Here is an 18,692-nt window from a genome sequence, read left to right as displayed (position 1 = left end):
GGAACAAGACTTAGATTATATACACAAAATTGGGCCCGAATCGAAAAACAGCCCTGTTCATTCACAAGCCCGTGCTGCGGCGCGGAGTCGTAGTGCACGTTATCCTGAAAGGTATGCCGCCATGCGAGCGGCTTGTGCTGCATCCAACTCCCTCACGACATGACCATCCACACCATTCTGAAAATGGGCGACCCCCGCCTGCTGCGCGTGGCCCAGCCAGTGACCGTATTCGATACCGATGAATTGCACCAGCTGGTGCGCGACATGTTCGAGACCATGGCGTCGGTGAACGGAGCCGGGCTGGCCGCACCGCAGATCGGGGTGGATCTGCAACTGGTCATCTTTGGCTCCAACGACCGCAACCCGCGTTATCCAGACCGGCCGCTGGTGCCACCCACCGTCCTGCTCAACCCGGTGATCACGCCTCTGGGGGCAGAAGAGGAAGAAGACTGGGAAGGGTGCCTCTCCGTGCCGGGTTTGCGTGGCAAGGTGCCCCGCTGGTCACGCATCCGCTACACAGGCTTTGACCTGTATGGCGATCCCATTGACCGCACGGTGGACGGCTTTCATGCGCGCGTTGTGCAGCATGAGTGTGATCACCTGATCGGAAAGCTGTACCCCATGCGGGTGCGTGATTTCACGCAGTTCGGGTTCATCGAGGTGCTGTTTCCGGAGATCAGCGCCAACGAGGACGACTGAGCCTGACCTGCACCCTTGGCTCACGCCCCCCAGGTCAGGATGACAGTTCCTGCAGCAGCTCGGTCTCGATCTGAATCTGGCGCGCGTTGTTCTGCAGCTCGGGGCCCTGGATGAGGAAGGTGTCTTCCACCCGTTCGCCCAGGGTGCTGACCTTGGCCAGTTGCACGCTCAGGTGGTGCTGCGCCAGGATGCGTGCTACCAGATACAGCAGGCCTGCACGGTCGCTGGCAGAGATAGCCAGCAGCCAACGCTGCGCTTTTTCGTCGGGCCGCAGGGTCACGCGGGGTGCGACCGGGAAGCTCTTGACCCGGCGCGATACCCGCTTGCGGGTGGGCTCTGGCAGCGGGCCGCCTTCCTCGATCACGCGCATCAGGTCGCTCTCGACCATGTGGGTCAGCTCGCGGTAGTGCCCGGGCTGTTCAGACGCGGAAGAGGCTACCACCTGGAAGGTGTCGAGTGCATAGCCGTTGTTGGCGGTGTGCACCCGCGCATCCAGGATGCTGAAGCCCACGCGGTCGAAGTAGCCGCAGATGCGGGCAAACAGGTCGGCCTGGTCGGCGGCGTAGACCATCACCTGCAGGCCATCGCCAGCCAGTGACTGCCGGGCGCGCACCACCGGTTTGGCCGCGCCCACGTGGCGTGACAGATGGCGCGTGTGCCAGGCAATGTCGGCCGCGTCGTGGCGCATGAAATAGCTCACGTCGAGCGTGGCCCACAGCGCCTTGTGCGCTTCAAAGGGCAGGGCGTTGAGCGCCAGCAGCACCAGTGCCTCGCGCTTGCGGGCCTCGATCTCTGCGGCTGCGTCGGGCGCGCGGCCGCCCAGGGTGCGCAGCGTGGCGCGGTACAGGTCTTCCAGCAGCTTGCCCTTCCAGGCGTTCCAGACCTTGGGGCTGGTGCCGCGGATGTCCGCCACCGTGAGCAGGTACATGGCCGTGAGGTTGCGCTCGTTGCCCACACGGTGCGCAAAGGCGCCGATCACATCCGGGTCGCTCAGGTCCTGCTTTTGCGCCACGGTGCTCATGGTCAGGTGTTCGCGCACCAGAAACTCGATGAGCCGGCCGTCTTCTCGGTCCACGCTGTGCTGGCGGCAAAAGCGCCGCACTTCCTCTGCGCCGATTTGTGAGTGGTCGCCGCCTCGCCCCTTGCCAATGTCGTGGAACAGCGCGGCCACGTACAGGATCCACGGCTTGTCCCACCCTCCCGCCAGCTGCGAGCAGAACGGGTATTCGTGCGCATGTTCGGCCATGAAGAAGCGGCGCACGTTGCGCAGCACCATCAGGATGTGCTGGTCCACCGTGTAGACGTGGAACAGGTCATGCTGCATCTGCCCCACGATGCGGCGAAACGGCCACAGGTAGCGCCCCAGCACCGAGGTCTGGTTCATCAGCCGCATGGCATGGGTGATGCCCGAGGGTTGCTGCAGGATGCGCATGAAGGCATCGCGGTTGACCGGGTCGCGCCGGAAGGCGCTGTCCATCACGCCGCGTGCGTTGTACAGCGCGCGCAGGGTGCGCGCCGACAGGTCCTTGAGCCCGACCGTGGTCTGGTAGAGCAGAAAGGTCTCCAGGATCGCATGCGGGTCGCGGGTGTACAGGTCGTCACTCGCCACCTCGATGAGGCCCGCCTTCTCGAAGAAGCGCTCGTTGATCGGACGCGGCTCGTGGGTCGATGGGTTCAGGCGCTCCTCGATGTTGAGCAGCAGGATCTGGCTGAGTTGCGACACCGCCTTGGCTGCCCAGTAGTAGCGGCGCATCAGGCTTTCGCTGGCCCGCATGGGCAGGCGCGAGCCGTCGGGTGCCTGCGAGCGGTAGCCGAACGACTCGGCCACGGCCGTCTGCAGGTCGAACACCAGACGGTCTTCGTGCCGCCCGGCCGCTGCGTGCAGGCGGGCACGGATCAGGCAGAGCAGCGCCTCATTGCGCTCGATCTGGCGCACTTCGAAGGCCGTGGCCATGCCGCTGGCAGCCAGCTCCTTCCAGTTGCTGCCCAGACCGGCCGCCTGGGACACCCACAGAATCATCTGCAGGTCGCGCAGGCCGCCGGGCGACTCCTTGCAGTTGGGCTCCAGCGAATAGGGCGTGTTCTCGTACTTGGTGTGGCGCTGGCGCATCTCCAGCGTCTTGGCGACCAGAAACGCCTGGGGGTTCATCTGCGCCCGGTACTGGCGCTGGAACTCGGCAAACAGCGCGGGATTGCCGCACACCAGCCGCGATTCGAGCAGCGAGGTCTGCACCGTGACATCGCCCGCGCTCTCGGCCAGGCATTCAGCCACCGTGCGCACGCTCGATCCGATCTCCAGGCCCGTGTCCCAGCAGCTACCAATGAAGCCTTCGAGCTTGGTGCGCAAGGCGCTGCCGGCCTCGGGTGCCGTGCCGTCGGGCAGCAGCAGCAGGACATCGACATCGGAATAGGGGAACAACTGGTCGCGCCCGAAGCCGCCGACCGCCACCAGGGCCATGTCATCGGGCAGTTGGGCGCGTTGCCACAGGGTTTGCAGCAGGTTGCCCGCCAGCGACGACAGCTTGCGCAGCAGCACCCGGATGCCGCGCGTCGATGCGCCGGTGGATTGCATGGCAGCCAGCAGCGCGGCCTTGTCGCTGCGGTAGGCGTCGCGCAGGGCATGGAGTTCAGTCATGGTCGGTAAGTATCGTGGGAGGCCATGAAAAAGCCATGCAAGAGTTGTGCAAGCGGCAGCCAAAGGCGCGGGACCCGGTGGCCCCGCCGCCGCCTCAGGTCTTGGTGGCTGTCACAAAGGACGGCAGGGCGGGCGATCCAGCCGACAGCGTCATCACCTCATACCCCGTGGGAGTGACCAGCACCGTGTGCTCCCACTGGGCCGACAGGCTGTGGTCCTTGGTCACGATGGTCCAGCCGTCGTTGCCGTGTTCCTTCACCTCGCGGCGGCCCGCATTGATCATGGGCTCGATGGTGAACACCATGCCGGGCACCAGCTCTTCGAGCGTGCCGGGCTTTCCGTAGTGCAGCACCTGGGGTTCTTCATGGAACTTCTTGCCGATGCCGTGGCCGCAGAACTCGCGCACCACCGAAAAACCGTGCCCTTCGGCAAACTTCTGGATTGCGTGGCCGATATCCCCCAGCCGTGCGCCGGGCTTGACCTGCACGATGCCGTGCCACATGGCTTCAAAGGTCAGCGCTGACAGTCGCTTGGCGGCGATCGAGCATTCCCCGATCAGGAACATGCGGCTGTTGTCGCCGTACCAGCCGTCTTTCGTAATCACGGTCACGTCCACGTTAACGATGTCGCCCTTCTTGAGCGGCTTGTCGTTGGGGATGCCGTGGCACACCACATGGTTGACCGAGGTGCACAGCGAGGCCGGGTAGGGCGGGTAGCCCGGCGGCTGGTAGCCCACGGTGGCCGAGATGGTGCCCTGCTGGGCCATGCATTCGGCGCCCAGGCGGTCGATCTCTTTGGTGGTGATGCCGGGCTTGATGTGCGGCGTGATGTAGTCCAGCACTTCGGAGGCCAGGCGGCAGGCAACGCGCATGCCCTCGATGTCCTCGGCGCTTTTGATGGTGATGCTCATGCCGCAATTATCCCATCGGCCCCCCAGCCGCGCAGGCGGCCTGGGCTTGCCCGGTAAAATGGAGGGCTCCGGTGCTGGTTGCACGCTGGCACCCGGAGCCACCCTCTACCCCTGACACCCCCCAACAGGCCGCTACCGTGACCTTGCACATGACCACGCTGGCGGGCGGCAACGCCCTCAGCTCCTTCCGCGCTCAGCAACTTCAACCCGCCCTGGAGGCGATCCACCCCAAGATCAGCGGCATTGCAGCGCGTTTCGTGCACCTGGTCGCCACCGATGCGGTCCCCACCACCGCCGAGCAAGAACGGCTGGCTGCCCTGCTGACCTACGGCGACCCCTACGCTGGCCCTGAAGACGGCGCCGCGCTCATCGTCACGCCCCGCCTCGGCACGTTGTCGCCCTGGGCTTCCAAGGCCACCGACATCGCGCGCAACTGCGGCATCGCCATCCGCCGCGTGGAGCGCATCACCGAATACCGCATCAGTCTGAAATCCGGCCTGCTGGGCAAGACGCCCGAGCTGACCGCCGAGCAACTGGGCCAGATTGCCGCGCTGCTGCACGACCGCATGACCGAATCGGTCGTGGCCGACCGCAGCGCAGCCGCAGCGCTGTTCACCGAACTGCAGCCCGCGCCCATGGAGCATGTGGACGTGCTGGCCGGTGGTCGCGCAGCTCTGGAGGCCGCCAACACCCGCTTCGGCCTGGCGTTGGCCGACGATGAAATCGACTACCTGGTGACCGCCTTCACGGGCCTGAAGCGCAACCCCACCGACGTGGAGTTGATGATGTTCGCGCAGGCCAACAGCGAACACTGCCGCCACAAAATCTTCAACGCCCAGTTCACCATCGACGGCGTGGCGCAAGACAAGAGCCTGTTCGGCATGATCCGCAACACGCACCAGCTGGCGCCCCAGCACACGGTGATTGCGTATTCGGACAACGCCTCGGTCATGGAAGGCCACCAGGTGGAGCGTTTTGTAGCCAAAATGGCCGCAAGCGCTAGTGAATCAAGCGCTAATAGCTATCAAAAAAGTAGCGTCACCCAGCATGTGCTGATGAAGGTGGAAACGCACAACCACCCCACGGCCATCTCGCCCTTCCCGGGCGCATCGACCGGCGCGGGCGGCGAGATCCGCGATGAGGGCGCCACCGGCCGGGGCTCCAAGCCCAAGGCCGGCCTCACAGGCTTCACCGTGTCCAAGCTCTGGGGCAGCACCGTGGGCAAGCCTGAGCACATTGCCAGCCCGCTGCAGATCATGGTCGAAGGGCCCCTGGGCGGCGCCGCGTTCAACAACGAGTTCGGCCGCCCCAACCTGAATGGCTACTTCCGCGAATACGAGCAAAACGTGGGCGGCGTGCAGCGCGGCTACCACAAGCCCATCATGATCGCGGGCGGCGTGGGCGTGATCGACGCCGAGCTGACGAAGAAGATCGAGTTCCCCGCCGGCTCGCTGCTCATCCAGCTGGGCGGCCCCGGCATGCGCATCGGCATGGGCGGCAGTGCTGCCAGCTCCATGGCCACCGGCACCAATGCGGCCGAGCTGGACTTTGACTCGGTGCAGCGCGGCAACCCCGAGATCGAGCGGCGAGCGCAGGAGGTCATCAACCACTGCTGGGCGCAGGGCGCGGCCAACCCCATCCTGGCCATCCATGACGTGGGCGCAGGCGGTTTGTCCAACGCCTTCCCCGAGCTGACCAACGACGCAGGCCGTGGCGCCCGCTTTGACCTGCGCGCCGTGCAGCTTGAAGAGTCGGGCATGAGCCCGAAGGAAATCTGGAGCAACGAGTCGCAAGAGCGCTACGTGCTCGCGATTGCACCCGAGTCGCTGCCCCTGTTCCAGGCATTCTGCGAACGCGAACGCTGCCCCTTTGCCGTGATCGGCACGGCCACCGAAGAGCGCCAGCTGGTACTGCATGACCCCGCTGCCACGGCCGACGACCAGAAGCTGCCCGTGGACATGCCCATGAACGTGCTGCTGGGCAAGCCGCCCAAGATGCACCGCGACGTGACCACCGTGGTGCGCGAATTCGCTCCGATGGACTTGACCGGCGTGCCGCTGCAAAAGGCCGTGATCGACGTGCTGGCTCACCCCACGGTGGCGTCCAAGCGCTTCCTCATCACCATCGGCGACCGCACCGTGGGCGGCCTCAGTCACCGCGACCAGATGGTAGGCCCCTGGCAGGTGCCCGTGGCCGATTGCGCCGTGACGCTGGCCGATTACAAGGGCTTTGCGGGCGAGGCCATGAGCATGGGCGAGCGCACGCCGCTGGCCGCCATCAACGCCCCCGCCTCGGGCCGCATGGCTGTGGCAGAAGCCATCACCAACCTGTTGGCTGCGCCCATCGAGCTGCCGCGCGTGAAGTTGTCGGCCAACTGGATGGCCGCCTGTGGCGAACCCGGCGAAGACGCCGCGCTGTACGAAACCGTGAAGGCCGTGGGCATGGAGCTGTGCCCCGCGCTGGGCGTCTCCATCCCCGTGGGCAAGGACAGCCTGTCCATGCGCACGCAGTGGAGTGAAGGCGCGGACAAGAAGAAAGTCACATCCCCCGTCAGCCTGATCGTGAGCGCATTCGCTTCACTGTCCGACGTGCGCGGCACGCTCACACCCCAGCTCGACGCCACCGAGGCCGACACGACCCTGGTGCTGATCGACCTGGGCAAGGGCCAGAACCGCATGGGCGGCAGCATTCTGGGCCAGACGCTGGACCAGAGCGGCGATGTGGTGCCTGATGTGGACGACCCCAAAGACCTGGTCAACCTCGTCAACGCGGTGAACGCACTGCGCGCCAAGGGCCAAATCCTGGCCTACCACGACCGCAGCGACGGTGGCCTGCTGGCCGCAGTGGCAGAAATGGCGTTTGCAGGCCATGTGGGTGTGTCGCTCAATGTGGACCTGCTGGTGACCGAAGGCGACGGTATCAGCGACAGCCGCGCTGAAGTGGGCGATGCCAAAAACTGGTCGGGCCAAGTCAGCGCGCGCCGCGAAGAACTCACGCTCAAAGCCCTGTTCAACGAAGAACTGGGCGTGGTGCTGCAGGTCAAGACCAGCGAGCGCAATGAGGTGATGCAGACCCTGCGCGAGCACGGCCTGTCCAAGTTCAGCCACTTCATCGGCAAGACCCGCCCCGCCTCGTCGTCCATCGATGCGGGCAAGGGCGAGCTACAGGTGTGGCGCGATGCCAAGGCCGTTTTCAGTGCCTCGCTGGCCGACCTGCACCAGGTGTGGGACGCCGTGAGCTGGAAGATCTGCCAGCAGCGCGACAACCCCGCCAACGCCGACGCCGAGCACGCGGCGGCAGGTGAGCCCACCGACCCCGGCATGCATGTGCACCTCACGTTCGACGCCGCTGACAATGTGGCCGCGCCGTATTTGAGCCTTGCCAAACCTAAGGTCGCCATCCTGCGTGAACAGGGTGTGAACTCGCACATCGAAATGGCCTACGCCTTCACCGAGGCAGGCTTTGAGGCCTACGACGTTCACATGACCGACTTGCAGACCGGCCGCGTCAAGCTCGAAGACTTCAAGGGCGTGGTCGCCTGCGGTGGCTTCAGCTACGGCGACACGCTGGGCGCGGGCATCGGCTGGGCGCGTTCGATCACCTTCAACCCCGTGCTGGCAGCCCAGTTCCAGGGCTTCTTTGGCCGCACGGACACGTTTGGTCTGGGCGTGTGCAATGGCTGCCAGATGTTTGCCGAGCTGGCTGACATCATCCCCGGCGCGCAAGACTGGCCGCGCTTTACCACCAACCAGAGCGAGCGCTTCGAGGCCCGCCTGTCGCTGGTGGAGGTGCTCGAATCCCCCAGCCTGTTCTTGCAAGGCATGGCGGGCAGCCGTCTGCCGATCGCCGTGGCGCATGGTGAGGGCTATGCCAACTTCAAGTACCGTGGTAATGCCGACAAGGCCATCGCCGCCATGCGCTACGTGGACAACCACGGCCGCGCCACGGAGCAGTACCCGTTCAACCCCAACGGCAGTGCGGGCGGCCTGACGGCCGTGACCACGGCTGACGGCCGCTTCACGGCCATGATGCCGCACCCCGAGCGCGTGTTCCGCAACGTGCAGATGAGCTGGACCAGCGAGGACAAGGCCCAGTACAGCGGCTGGATGCGCATCTGGCGCAACGCGCGCAAGTGGGTGGGGTGATGGGCTGAGGCACCCTGCGCTGCAGGGTGCTCATGCTTGATATCAGTAGCCGCTGAACACCGCAGGTTCAGCGGCTACAGTTTTCTTCAGGTGGGGTTCATGCCCTGTCGTCCATCTGAAGAAACACGCGCCCTCCGTCGATGCGCACGGGGTAACACTTCAATGGCTCGGTGACCGGTGCGCAGGTGGGGCTGCCATTGCGGACATCGAACTTCCCCTGGTGCAGGGGGCACTCGATTTCATGGCCGTCCAGAAAGCCATCGCACAGGCGCGCGTGCCCGTGGGTGCAGATGTTGTCGGTCGCAAACACACTGCCATCCACCTTGTACAGCGCAATGTTGTGCTCACCCACCTGCAACCCGATGACATCGTCGTCGGGTACTTCGGCTTCGCTGGCGGCGTCGATCCAGGAGGTTTCGTTCATGGTGGTTCAGATGGGGTAGATGATGGAGTTGGGGATCATTTCGCTGTCGTACACACAAAGGCGCGTCGCGAATTTGAGTCCTGCCGGGGTGCGTTCGATCACGTCGATGTACCGCCCCACGTTGAACACCGTGGACTCGCGCGAGAGCTTGGTGCGGAACACTGCGTAGTTCGCCTGGGCCTCGAAACGGTTCTCGCTCGCGGCAAGGACCACGGGCGCGCTGACCACATGGCGCTGGTAGTAGGGGTCGTGGAACAGCGTTTCGCGGATGCCGTAGACGCGGTCCTTGAGCATCCCTTTGCTTTCGAACAGCAGCGTTGCGAGGGGGAATCCGCGCTCGTGGTTCTCGCGGGGCACCAGCTTGTACGTGCAGTCCTCCGTGAAGAACTCGGGCCACAGGTCCCAGTCACCAGAGTCCACCGCCAGTGCGTACTCGGAATACAGGCGCGAGATGGCTAGGTAGTCATCAAAAGCAAGGTGGGGCGTAGTGCTCATGGTCAGCCCTCCATCACTTCACGCCAGTACGCGTACATGCCGCGGATGAGTGTTTCGGTCACCATGTGATCGGTGTTCTCCACGGTCTTTCCCCCCAGCTCGGCCAGGGTGCGGTGGTAAGGCTTGCTTTCAAAGCCTTCCTGCGAAAACTCGATCACCTCCCCGTCGTCGGCAGACACAAACCCCGCCGGGCCGAACAGGTTGGCCTGCCGCAAACGGCGCTGTGTCATCTCCGCGCTGTCGTCCTCGAACCCGAAGTGGGTCCACACGAAATTGAAGGCCCCGTGCCCGTCCGGCTGGATATGCCGCGTGGAGACGCTGTTGACCTGCTGCTGAAAGATGACGCTGGGGAACACCGTCATCATGACCGCTGTGGGCCCTCCCCACCAGGGCTCGGGCACGATGTCCAGAAACCGCGCATCGTGGAGCTGCATGCTCTCCTTGAAGCTGGAGACCTGGGTGACCTGTTCGGCCTTTCCCGCCTGGCCCCGGGTGGAAATCATGGCGGCATGTCGGTGGCGCGCATCCATCTTCAGCTCGCTCTTGTTGTCAGCACGCCAGAGGCCAAAGGTCACAAACCAGGTGTGCAGCAACCCGGGGTGGTAGGGGTCCTTGATGTTCTCCTGCATGAGCTTCCAGTTGCCCGGAATGCGCTGGCGGTTGTAGCCCAGTATCGTCAGGCGCCGGCCGTTGAAGAGCCGGTCAAAGTACGACAGGATGTCCGGCCCTAGAAAGTCTTCGAGCGATTCAACATCGTGGTCGAAACTGGCAAACACCACGCCACCCCGGGTGGCCACCTTGAGCTTGTTGAGGCCATGGTCCGCCGTCTGAAAATCTGCTGGCATGCCCCCGTTGATTTTTCCGTCCTGCTTGACGCCACGTCGAAAGGGCACCCCTTGCAGATCGCCTTGCAGCGTATAGCTCCACTGGTGGTAGGGGCAGACAAAGTCCTTCTTGTTGCCGTGGCGCTCGCGGCAAAACTGCATGCCGCGGTGGGCGCACACGTTCTCGACCACCTGGATGCCGCTCGCGTCGCGGACCATGATGACCGAGCGTTCTCCCACCACCGTGCGCTTGAAGTCGCCCACGTTCGGCACCTCGGCCTCCAGCCCGACATAGTTCCAGTGCTGTCGGTAGAAGAAGCGCTCCAGCTCTTTCTTGTGCAGGTCTTCACCGGTGTAGGCCATGAACGGGATTCGGCTGCTGCCTTCGGTTTCCCATCGCATCTGGCTGGGAAAGACTTCCTTGGCGGGTGTGCTCATTGCTGTCTCCTGGGTTATTTTGTGGGGCTCACGTGCCACTGGCATAAAACGCATCCGCGTACACCTGCTCTGGCAACACGCCCATTTGCCTTACCAGCAAGGCAGTGGCCTCAACCATGGGCGGTGCGCCGCAGAGGTAGGCGCGAAAGCCTTCCAGGCTGCGCCAGTCCCGGGCGATGGCGTCGGTCACCAGTCCGGTGCGATGCCCCTGTGCGGGACCGGACGCGACCACGATGTGCACCTGGAGCTGCGGGTGCTGGCGCTGCAGCGCTTGCAGCCATTCCGCGCCATAGATATCGCGCTCGGACCGCACGCCGAAGTACAGGTGGATGGGGTTGCCCATGCCTGCGGCAACTACGCCCCGAACGATGGACAAAATTGGCGCCAGCCCTGTGCCGCCCGCCACACACAGCATGGGGCCTGTGTGTTGGCGGCGCAGGTAGGCAGAGCCCATCGGGCCGCTCACGCGCACCGTATCGCCCACGCGAAGCTCGTTCGCCACGTAGCCGGTGACACGGCCTTGCGGAACCAGCCGGATGTGGAACTCCAGCGTGTTGTCCTGGGCGGTGCCCGCCATGGAATAGGGCCGCACATGCGCTGACGTGAACTGCAGCTGCGCATACTGGCCGGGCGAAAAATCGAGTGCTTTTGCGGGCTGGAGAACCAGTCGCTTGATGTCGTGGGTGGGGTCTTCCATGGCCACCACCGTGGCCTTGATGATGCGTGCCGTGTGCACGACCACTTCGTCGGGTTCGGGAATCTCTACCGTGCACGGTTCCGTCACGAAGGTCTGGCAGGCCAGGACGTAGGAGTCTTGTGCCGCCAGTGGTTGCTGTACTTCGCGCCCTGAGTCGAGCACCTGTCCTGCCACGATCTTGCAGCGGCAGGTGCCACACCGCCCGGCCATGCAGCTGTGCGAAATCGGCACATCGTTGTTGCGCAACGCGTCCAGCAGATTGGTGCCAGGAGCGACGTTGAGCGTGCGCTGCAAGGGGCGTACGTGGATTTCCATCGTCCGTTGTCTCGGGTGTTGTCTCTGATGTTTTTATGGGTCGATTCCCGGGGAAGGGATCGATGGAGGCGATGATCAGATCGGCGAGAAAATCAGTCAACGCGATGATGTGAATGTTGAATATCATCCAAATCAATAGTTACGGAGGCAATCGATGGAGCTGAAGGACATTGATCTGAATCTTCTGGTGGTCTTCAACCAGCTCCTGGCCGAACGCAAGGTTTCCAAGGTGGCGGAAAACCTGGGCCTTGGCCAGCCTGCGGTGAGCAATGCGCTGGCGCGGCTGCGCAAGCTGTTTGACGACGAGCTGTTCACCCGCACGGCCAGCGGCATGCAGCCCACGCCGTTTGCAGAACAACTGGCGGAATCGGTGGGGTATGCGCTGGGCATGATTCATGGAGCCGTGAACGCCAGAAACACGTTCGACCCGCGCACCAGCAAACGCAGCTTCACCGTCGGCATGACGGACATTGGCGAGATCTACTTTCTGCCGCAACTGATGCAGCGCATCGAAGAAGTCGCGCCCTCGGTCACCATCAGCACCGTGCGCAATACGGCCACCAACCTGAAGGACGCCATGGAGTCGGGCCAGGTGGACCTGGCCGTGGGCCTGCTGCCGCAGCTGAAGGCGGGCTTTTTTCAGCGCCGTCTGTTCGAGCAGAACTACGTCTGCATGTTTCGCAAAGGCCATCGGCTGGATCAGAAAAAGATCCGCCTGCAGGACTTCTTCGGTGCGGACCATGTGGCCATCGTCTCTGCGGGCACCGGCCATGGGCAGGTGGACGAGATACTGGACAACCACTCGCCGCAGCGGCAGGTGAAACTCAAAGTGCCTCACTTCGTTGCCGTGGGCCACATCTTGCAGTCCACCGATCTGGTGGCCACGGTGCCGGAGCGGCTGGCCGAGCGCATGGCCGTCCCCTTTGAACTGCGGTACCTGGCGCACCCGGTCAAGCTGCCCAAAATCGCCATCAACATGTTCTGGCACGCCAAGTTCCACAAGGACCCGGCGAACCATTGGCTGCGCTCGCTGGTTTTTGACCTCCATGCGGACGCTTCCAAAGGCGCCAAGGGTTAGCACCATCCTTCTCGCGTTGGGTGAGGTGCGGCAGAGCGGGCACGTCGCCTGCGCTTTCCTGCTCTCCTACGCACACCTGGCGCCGCTGCTGGCGCTTGGGGTGTCTGTGCGTTGCTATAGTGCGGCGCACACCGGCGGCATGTTGGCCGCTTTTTTACGACCCATCCCAAGGACTCTTCATGGCCACTGGCAGCCTGCTTGCTTTGCTCGACGACATCGCCACCATCCTCGACGACGTGGCCTTGATGACCAAGGTGGCGGCCAAGAAGAGCGCTGCCATGGCCGACGATGTGTCGGTGATGACCAAGGTGGCCGCGCAGAAGACGGCGGGCGTGCTGGGGGATGATCTGGCACTCAATGCCCAGCAGGTGACCGGCGTGCGCGCCGAGCGCGAGATTCCGGTGGTGTGGGCGGTGGCCAAGGGCTCGCTCATCAACAAGGTCATCCTGGTGCCTGCCGCGTTGCTGATCAGCGCCTTTGCGCCCTGGGCCGTGACGCCGCTGCTGATGGTGGGGGGCGCCTTTCTGTGCTTTGAAGGCTTTGAAAAGGTGGCGCACAAGCTGCTGCACGCGCAGCACGAGGACGAGGCCGAACGCGAGAGCCATGCCAAGGCCAATGCCAACCCAGCGGTGGATCTGGTGGCGTTTGAAAAGGACAAGATCAAGGGCGCCGTGCGCACCGACTTCATCCTGTCGGCCGAAATCATCGCGATCACGCTGGGCACCGTGGCCTCCGCGCCCTTTGTGCAGCAGTTGACCGTGCTGTCGGGCATCGCGGTCATCATGACCATCGGTGTGTATGGGCTGGTGGCGGGCATCGTCAAGCTGGACGACCTGGGCCTGTGGCTCAGCAATAAGGCCAGCAGCGCGGCGCGTGCCTTGGGCGCGGGCATCTTGCGCGCGGCGCCCTGGCTGATGAAGGGGCTGTCGATTGCAGGCACCGCTGCCATGTTCCTGGTGGGCGGCGGCATTCTGGTGCACGGAGTGCCGGTGCTGCACCACGCGGTCGAGGCTACAGGTACGGCGGCCGCGCAGTGGCCGTTGGGCGGGCTGTGGGCGGTGCTGGTGCCCAACCTGCTGAACGCCGTGGTGGGCATCGTGGCGGGTGGCCTGGTGCTGGCCGGGGTGACGCTGGTGCAGCGCCTGCGGGGCAAGTCCACAGCCTGATAGTGGGTATTCCTTGATCTAGGTCTAAGGGTTACTACCGATGGCTTGAGGTAAGGCAAGGCCGGGTGGAGGCCGCAGCGGTTCAATGCATGCACGGGGGTCGTCCCCGTCCAACCGATGCGAAATACCATGAAAAAGAACCTGCTGGCTGTCGCCGTTCTCTGTGCCCTCTCTTCTGGCGCTGCCCTGGCGCAACAGGCTGAAGGCCCCTGGATGGTCCGTGCACGCGCGGTGCACCTGGACAGCGCCAACAAGGACAGCACGCCGCTGGGCCTGTCGGTCAACAACAAGACCATCCCTGAAGTGGATGTGACCTACTTCTTCAACAAGAACATCGCGGCCGAGCTGATCCTCACGGTGCCGCAGAAGCACACGCTCAGCGCTGGTGGCGCCGCTATCGGCACCCTCAAGCACCTGCCTCCCACACTGCTGGCGCAGTACCACTTTGACGCCCCTGGCTTCAAGCCCTATGTGGGCGCGGGCCTGAACTACACGCGCTTCTCCAGCGTGAACCTGCCCGCAGGCGTGAGCATTGACCGCAACAGCTTCGGCCCCGCGCTGCAAGTGGGCGTGGACATTCCGCTGGCCAAGAACCTGTACCTCAACTTCGACGTGAAAAAGGTTTTCATCAAGACCGACGTGAGCGCAGGCGGTGCCAAGCTGGGCACCTTCAAGGTAGACCCCGTTCTGGTGGGCGTGGGTCTGGGCTGGCGCTTCTAAGGGCACAGGGCCCAGGCGGGCCCTGCGTTCCTGACGATAAAGTTCTCCAAGGGTTTGAGAGCCTGTTTACGATCTACCAGGGGTCGCGCAGTGGTCTTTGCGGGATGGGATGCAAGGCACGGTGCGCCGCCAATAGCCCCGCTATTGGCAAGCGCCGCAACGCCGCAGACCGCCCGCAAAGACCACTGCCCGAAGGGTTGGAGCGAAATCGGGTGATTGAATGCCTCGGCTGCTTGCATGGGCATGAGCCCATGCGGCGCACCCGAAACGTCCACTCATCCCGATTGCGTTCCAACGCGACCCCTGGTAGATCGTAAACAGGCTCTGCGGGGCTGGCGCGTGCGCCAGCCCTTTTTTTTGGCAGGTGCGGAAATGGCCTACACACGGCTGTCAGCGAGGCAACGCACAATGGGGAGAGGGGCAGGGGAGCGCGTGGGGTGTGCCGCAAGGCGGGCATCCCAGGCGCCTCTGCTTTTGACCCACCGGCGGCGCTGCCGCACCAACGTCTTGACGACCCATGCTCCTGCCTCGCTATTCCGACATCACGCACGGGCTTACTCAGCGGCCCGCACGCATCTCCCCCAAGTACTTTTACGACCAGCACGGCTCCCAGCTGTTTGAGGCCATCACGCGCCTGCCGGAGTACTACCCCACGCGCACCGAGATGGCGCTGATGCAGGCGCATGCGGACAGCATTGCCCATGCCATTGGCCCGGGGCGCACCCTGATCGAGCTGGGCGCAGGCAACTGCCAGAAGGCCCGCACCCTGTGCCGCTTGGTGCAGCCGGCCTGTTTTGTGGGCGTGGACATTTCGGCGGATTTTCTGGAGCAGGCGGTGCAGGGGCTGCGCGATGAGTTTCCGGCGCTGGATGCCCGCGCGCTGGCGGGTGACATGACGCTGGGTGTGTCACTGCCCGACGACATTCCCCGCACCGGGCGCCTGGTGTTCTACCCGGGCTCGTCCATCGGCAACTTCGACCCGCCGCACGCGCTGGATCTGCTGGCCCACATGCGCGAACTGGTGGACGATGATGGTGGTCTGCTGATCGGCATCGATTTGCCCAAGGACGTGGCGGTGCTCGAAGCCGCCTACGACGATGCCGCAGGGGTCACTGCCGAGTTCAACCGCAATGTGCTGCGGCATGTGAACCGCCTGATCGGCAGCGACTTTGACGTAGCGCAGTGGCAGCATCGCGCGTTCTTCAACACCGAGGCGTCGCGCATCGAGATGCACCTGGAGGCGGCCACTGACACCGAGGTGTGCTGGCCCGGCGGCGGCCGGAGGTTCGACCGGGGTGAGCGCATCCACACCGAGAACAGCTACAAGTACCCGCTGCCCGTGTTCACCGACATGCTTGCGCGCGCCGGCTTTGCGCAGGCCCAGGTGTGGACGGACGAGCGGGGCTGGTTTGCAGTGGTCCACGCCCGTCCTTGACCGGTGGTATTCATGACCGTGACATCCCCCGCATTCGACACGCTGCTGGCGCGCTACACCGCCGTGCGCGGCCGCTCGCTGGCCCTGGCGGCACCGCTATCGCCCGAGGACTGCGCCGCGCAGTCCATGCCTGATGCCAGCCCCACCAAATGGCACCTGGCCCACACCACCTGGTTCTTTGAGACCTTTGTGCTTGAGGCCCACGAGCCCGGTTTCCAGCCGTTTGCACCGGCGTTCCGTGTGCTGTTCAACTCGTACTACAACGGCGTGGGCGCCAAGCACCCGCGCCCGCAGCGCGGGCTGCTCACGCGGCCATCGCTGGACGAGGTGCTCGCCTACCGGGCCAACGTGGACGCCCGCATGGCGCGCCTGTGGCCCACCGTGGCGCACGACGACGCGCTGCGCGGCCTGATCGAGCTGGGCCTGCAGCATGAGCAGCAGCACCAGGAGCTGATACTCACCGACATCCTGCACCTGCTGTCCTGCAACCCCTTGTTTCCCGCCTATGCCAAGGCGTCTGACGCCGTGGCGCCGGGGCCCGCCGGGGCGCTGGCGTGGCACTCGTTTGACGCGGGGCTGACCGACATCGGCCACGCTGGCAGCGGCTTTGCCTTTGACAACGAGGGCCCGCGCCATCGGGTGTATCTGCACCCGTATGCACTGGCCTCGCGGCTGGTGACGCAGGCTGAATATCTCGCGTTTGTGGAAGGTGGCGGCTACCGCAACCCGCTGCTCTGGCTGGCCGAAGGCTGGGACTGGCGGGCGGCGCAGGGCCTGGAGCAGCCCTTGTACTGGCATCGCATCGACGGGGCCTGGCACCACTTCACGCTGGCTGGCCTGCAGCCGCTGCAGGGCGACCAGCCGGTGGTGCATCTGTCGTACTACGAGGCAGATGCCTATGCGCGCTGGGCCGGTGCACGCCTACCCACCGAGGCCGAATGGGAGCATGGGGCCGCGCAGGGTACCGCTGGCATGGCGCAGTGGCATGGCGCTGCGTGGCAGTGGACTCAGTCGAGCTACGCGCCGTACCCGGGCTTTCGGGTGGCGGACGGCGCCGTGGGTGAGTACAACGGCAAGTTCATGGTCAATCAGTACGTGCTGCGGGGTTCGTCCAGCGCCACGCCGTCAGGGCATGAACGACTGACCTACCGCAACTTCTTCCCGGCCACAGCGCGCTGGCAGTTCACGGGCATTCGGCTGGCACGCGACCTCGGGTGAAGGCGGCCAGCGCCCGGCGCTGACCGCCATCGACCTGTCGCGCTGGGGCAGGCATGACGATGTCGCCATGCACTGTGAGCCTGTTTGCTATGAAATATGTAGCTAGTGGCGCATATTCCACTAGCGCTTGGACGCAAAAAGCCTCAAAAATACGATAAAAGGTGCCTGGCCATGCGCTTGGGAGGCGCATGGCCCTTTGCACATCAGACCTTGTCGAGTGCCTGCGCCAAGTCGGCCTGCAGGTCATCGATGTGCTCGATGCCGACCGACAGGCGCACCATGCCTTCGCTCACACCGGCTTTGGCCAGCTCTTCGGGGTTGAGCTGGCGGTGGGTGGTGGAAGCTGGGTGCGTGGCCAGCGACTTCGCGTCGCCAATGTTGACGAGGCGCGTGAAGAGCTGCAGAGCATCCAGGAAGCGCGCACCGGCCGCGCGCGGGTCGGCGTCGCTGTTCTTCACACTGAAGCTCAGGATGCCCGAGGCCTTGCCGCCCGACTGGCGCTGCACCACCGCGTGGTCGGGGTGGTCGGGCAGGCCCGCGTAGCGCACCCATTCCACCTTTGGGTGGCTCTGCAGGTACTTGGCAATCGCCAGCGTGTTGTCGCAGATGCGGTCCATGCGGAGGGCCAGGGTCTCGATGCCTTGCAGGATCAGGAACGCGCTTTGCGGCGACAGCGCCGCGCCCGTGTTGCGCAGCGGCACCACGCGCGCACGGCCGATGAAGGCGGCAGGGCCCAGGGCTTCGGTGTAGACCACGCCGTGATAGCTCACATCGGGCTCGTTCAGTCGCGGGAAGCGCGCCTTGTGCTGCGCCCACGGAAACTTGCCGCTGTCCACAATCGCGCCGCCCACGCTGTTACCGTGGCCGCCCAGGTACTTGGTGAGCGAGTGCACCACGATGTCGGCGCCGTGCTCGATGGGGCGCAGCAAGTAGGGGCTGGGCACGGTGTTGTCCACGATCAGCGGCACGCCGTGGTCATGCGCCACCTTGGCGATGGCCGCGATGTCGGTCACGTTGCCCAGCGGGTTGCCGATGGACTCGATGAAGATCGCCTTGGTGCGCGCATCGATGTGCTGCGCAAAGCTGGCCGGGTCGCGCGGGTCGGCAAAGCGGGTGGTGATGCCTTGCTGCGGCAGCGTGTGGGCAAACAGGTTGTAGGTGCCGCCATACAGCGTGCTGGCCGACACGATGTTGTCGCCCGCCTCGGCAATGGTCTGGATGGCGTAGGTGATGGCCGCCATGCCGGAGGCCACGGCCAGCGCGGCGATGCCGCCTTCGAGCGCCGCGACGCGCTTTTCGAGCACGTCGGTCGTGGGGTTCATGATGCGGGTGTAGATGTTGCCCGGTACCTTCAGGTCGAACAGGTCGGCGCCGTGCTGGGCGCTGTCAAACGCGTAGGCCACCGTCTGGTAGATGGGCACGGCCACGGCCTTGGTGGTGGGGTCGGGGCTGTAGCCAGCGTGAACGGCCAGGGTCTCGATTTTCATGCAGCT

The 18,692-nt window shown here is 64.6% G+C and carries 14 protein-coding genes; 7 read left to right on the top strand and 7 right to left on the bottom strand.

Features of this window, described 5'->3' with window-relative positions:
- Positions 1-159: 159 nt before the first annotated feature.
- Positions 160-699: a peptide deformylase gene (def, locus tag ACT531_RS13975; protein WP_476017803.1), complete on the top strand. Its 540-nt coding sequence runs from the start codon at positions 160-162 to the stop codon at positions 697-699.
- 34 nt (positions 700-733) lie between these two features.
- Here def and ACT531_RS13970 read toward each other — a convergent pair whose 3' ends face one another.
- Positions 734-3,334 carry a [protein-PII] uridylyltransferase gene (locus ACT531_RS13970; protein ID WP_476017802.1) on the bottom strand — a complete coding sequence of 867 codons (2,601 nt, stop codon included), beginning with the start codon at positions 3,332-3,334 and terminating at the stop codon, positions 734-736.
- Positions 3,335-3,428: 94 nt separating this feature from the next.
- Complete coding sequence (gene map, locus ACT531_RS13965) at positions 3,429-4,244, bottom strand: type I methionyl aminopeptidase (RefSeq protein ID WP_209819286.1); 816 nt, start codon at positions 4,242-4,244, stop codon at positions 3,429-3,431.
- 137 nt (positions 4,245-4,381) lie between these two features.
- Here map and purL point away from each other — a divergent pair, with 137 nt between their 5' ends.
- Positions 4,382-8,389, top strand: a complete 4,008-nt coding sequence (gene purL, locus ACT531_RS13960; protein ID WP_476017801.1) for a phosphoribosylformylglycinamidine synthase — start codon at positions 4,382-4,384, stop codon at positions 8,387-8,389.
- A 97-nt stretch (positions 8,390-8,486) separates the two neighbouring features.
- Here the strand turns inward: purL and ACT531_RS13955 are convergent, their stop codons facing one another.
- Genes ACT531_RS13955 through ACT531_RS13940 form a run of 4 tightly spaced genes read right to left on the bottom strand, consistent with a single transcriptional unit; the run spans position 8,487 to position 11,582 of the window.
- Complete coding sequence (locus tag ACT531_RS13955) at positions 8,487-8,813, bottom strand: non-heme iron oxygenase ferredoxin subunit (protein ID WP_110958991.1); 327 nt, start codon at positions 8,811-8,813, stop codon at positions 8,487-8,489.
- Between the two features lie 6 nt (positions 8,814-8,819).
- Positions 8,820-9,308 (bottom strand): aromatic-ring-hydroxylating dioxygenase subunit beta, encoded by a 489-nt coding sequence (locus ACT531_RS13950; protein WP_291446025.1) that lies wholly within the window; start codon positions 9,306-9,308, stop codon positions 8,820-8,822.
- A gap of 2 nt (positions 9,309-9,310) precedes the next feature.
- A complete protein-coding gene (locus ACT531_RS13945; RefSeq protein ID WP_476017800.1) occupies positions 9,311-10,570 on the bottom strand; it encodes an aromatic ring-hydroxylating dioxygenase subunit alpha in 1,260 nt (419 codons plus the stop codon).
- 28 nt (positions 10,571-10,598) lie between these two features.
- The gene (locus tag ACT531_RS13940) at positions 10,599-11,582 is read right to left on the bottom strand and encodes a 2Fe-2S iron-sulfur cluster-binding protein (RefSeq protein WP_476017799.1); all 984 of its coding nucleotides are present in this window, start codon (positions 11,580-11,582) and stop codon (positions 10,599-10,601) included.
- Between the two features lie 154 nt (positions 11,583-11,736).
- On the opposite strand from ACT531_RS13940, the gene ACT531_RS13935 reads away from it, so the two are divergent.
- The 5 genes from ACT531_RS13935 to egtB all read left to right on the top strand — a co-directional run bounded on the left by ACT531_RS13935 (position 11,737) and on the right by egtB (position 17,199).
- Complete coding sequence (locus tag ACT531_RS13935; RefSeq protein WP_476017798.1) at positions 11,737-12,660, top strand: LysR family transcriptional regulator; 924 nt, start codon at positions 11,737-11,739, stop codon at positions 12,658-12,660.
- Positions 12,661-12,839: 179 nt separating this feature from the next.
- Entirely contained in the window at positions 12,840-13,826 is a 987-nt protein-coding gene (locus tag ACT531_RS13930) for a DUF808 domain-containing protein (RefSeq protein WP_015013728.1), read from the top strand.
- Between the two features lie 129 nt (positions 13,827-13,955).
- Positions 13,956-14,546, top strand: a complete 591-nt coding sequence (locus ACT531_RS13925; protein ID WP_015013729.1) for an OmpW/AlkL family protein — start codon at positions 13,956-13,958, stop codon at positions 14,544-14,546.
- 517 nt (positions 14,547-15,063) lie between these two features.
- A complete protein-coding gene (gene egtD / locus ACT531_RS13920; protein WP_209819308.1) occupies positions 15,064-15,981 on the top strand; it encodes an L-histidine N(alpha)-methyltransferase in 918 nt (305 codons plus the stop codon).
- 12 nt (positions 15,982-15,993) lie between these two features.
- Positions 15,994-17,199 carry an ergothioneine biosynthesis protein EgtB gene (gene egtB / locus ACT531_RS13915; RefSeq protein WP_476017797.1) on the top strand — a complete coding sequence of 402 codons (1,206 nt, stop codon included), beginning with the start codon at positions 15,994-15,996 and terminating at the stop codon, positions 17,197-17,199.
- 203 nt (positions 17,200-17,402) lie between these two features.
- On the opposite strand, the gene ACT531_RS13910 is transcribed toward egtB, so the two are convergent.
- Positions 17,403-18,686, bottom strand: a complete 1,284-nt coding sequence (locus ACT531_RS13910) for an O-acetylhomoserine aminocarboxypropyltransferase/cysteine synthase family protein (RefSeq protein ID WP_295940668.1) — start codon at positions 18,684-18,686, stop codon at positions 17,403-17,405.
- Between the last annotated feature and the right edge of the window lie 6 nt (positions 18,687-18,692).

Source organism: Acidovorax sp. DMC1, from assembly GCF_056314325.1.
The sequence above is the reverse complement of the archived record's forward strand: the minus strand, read 5'-3'. Positions and strand labels throughout refer to the sequence as shown.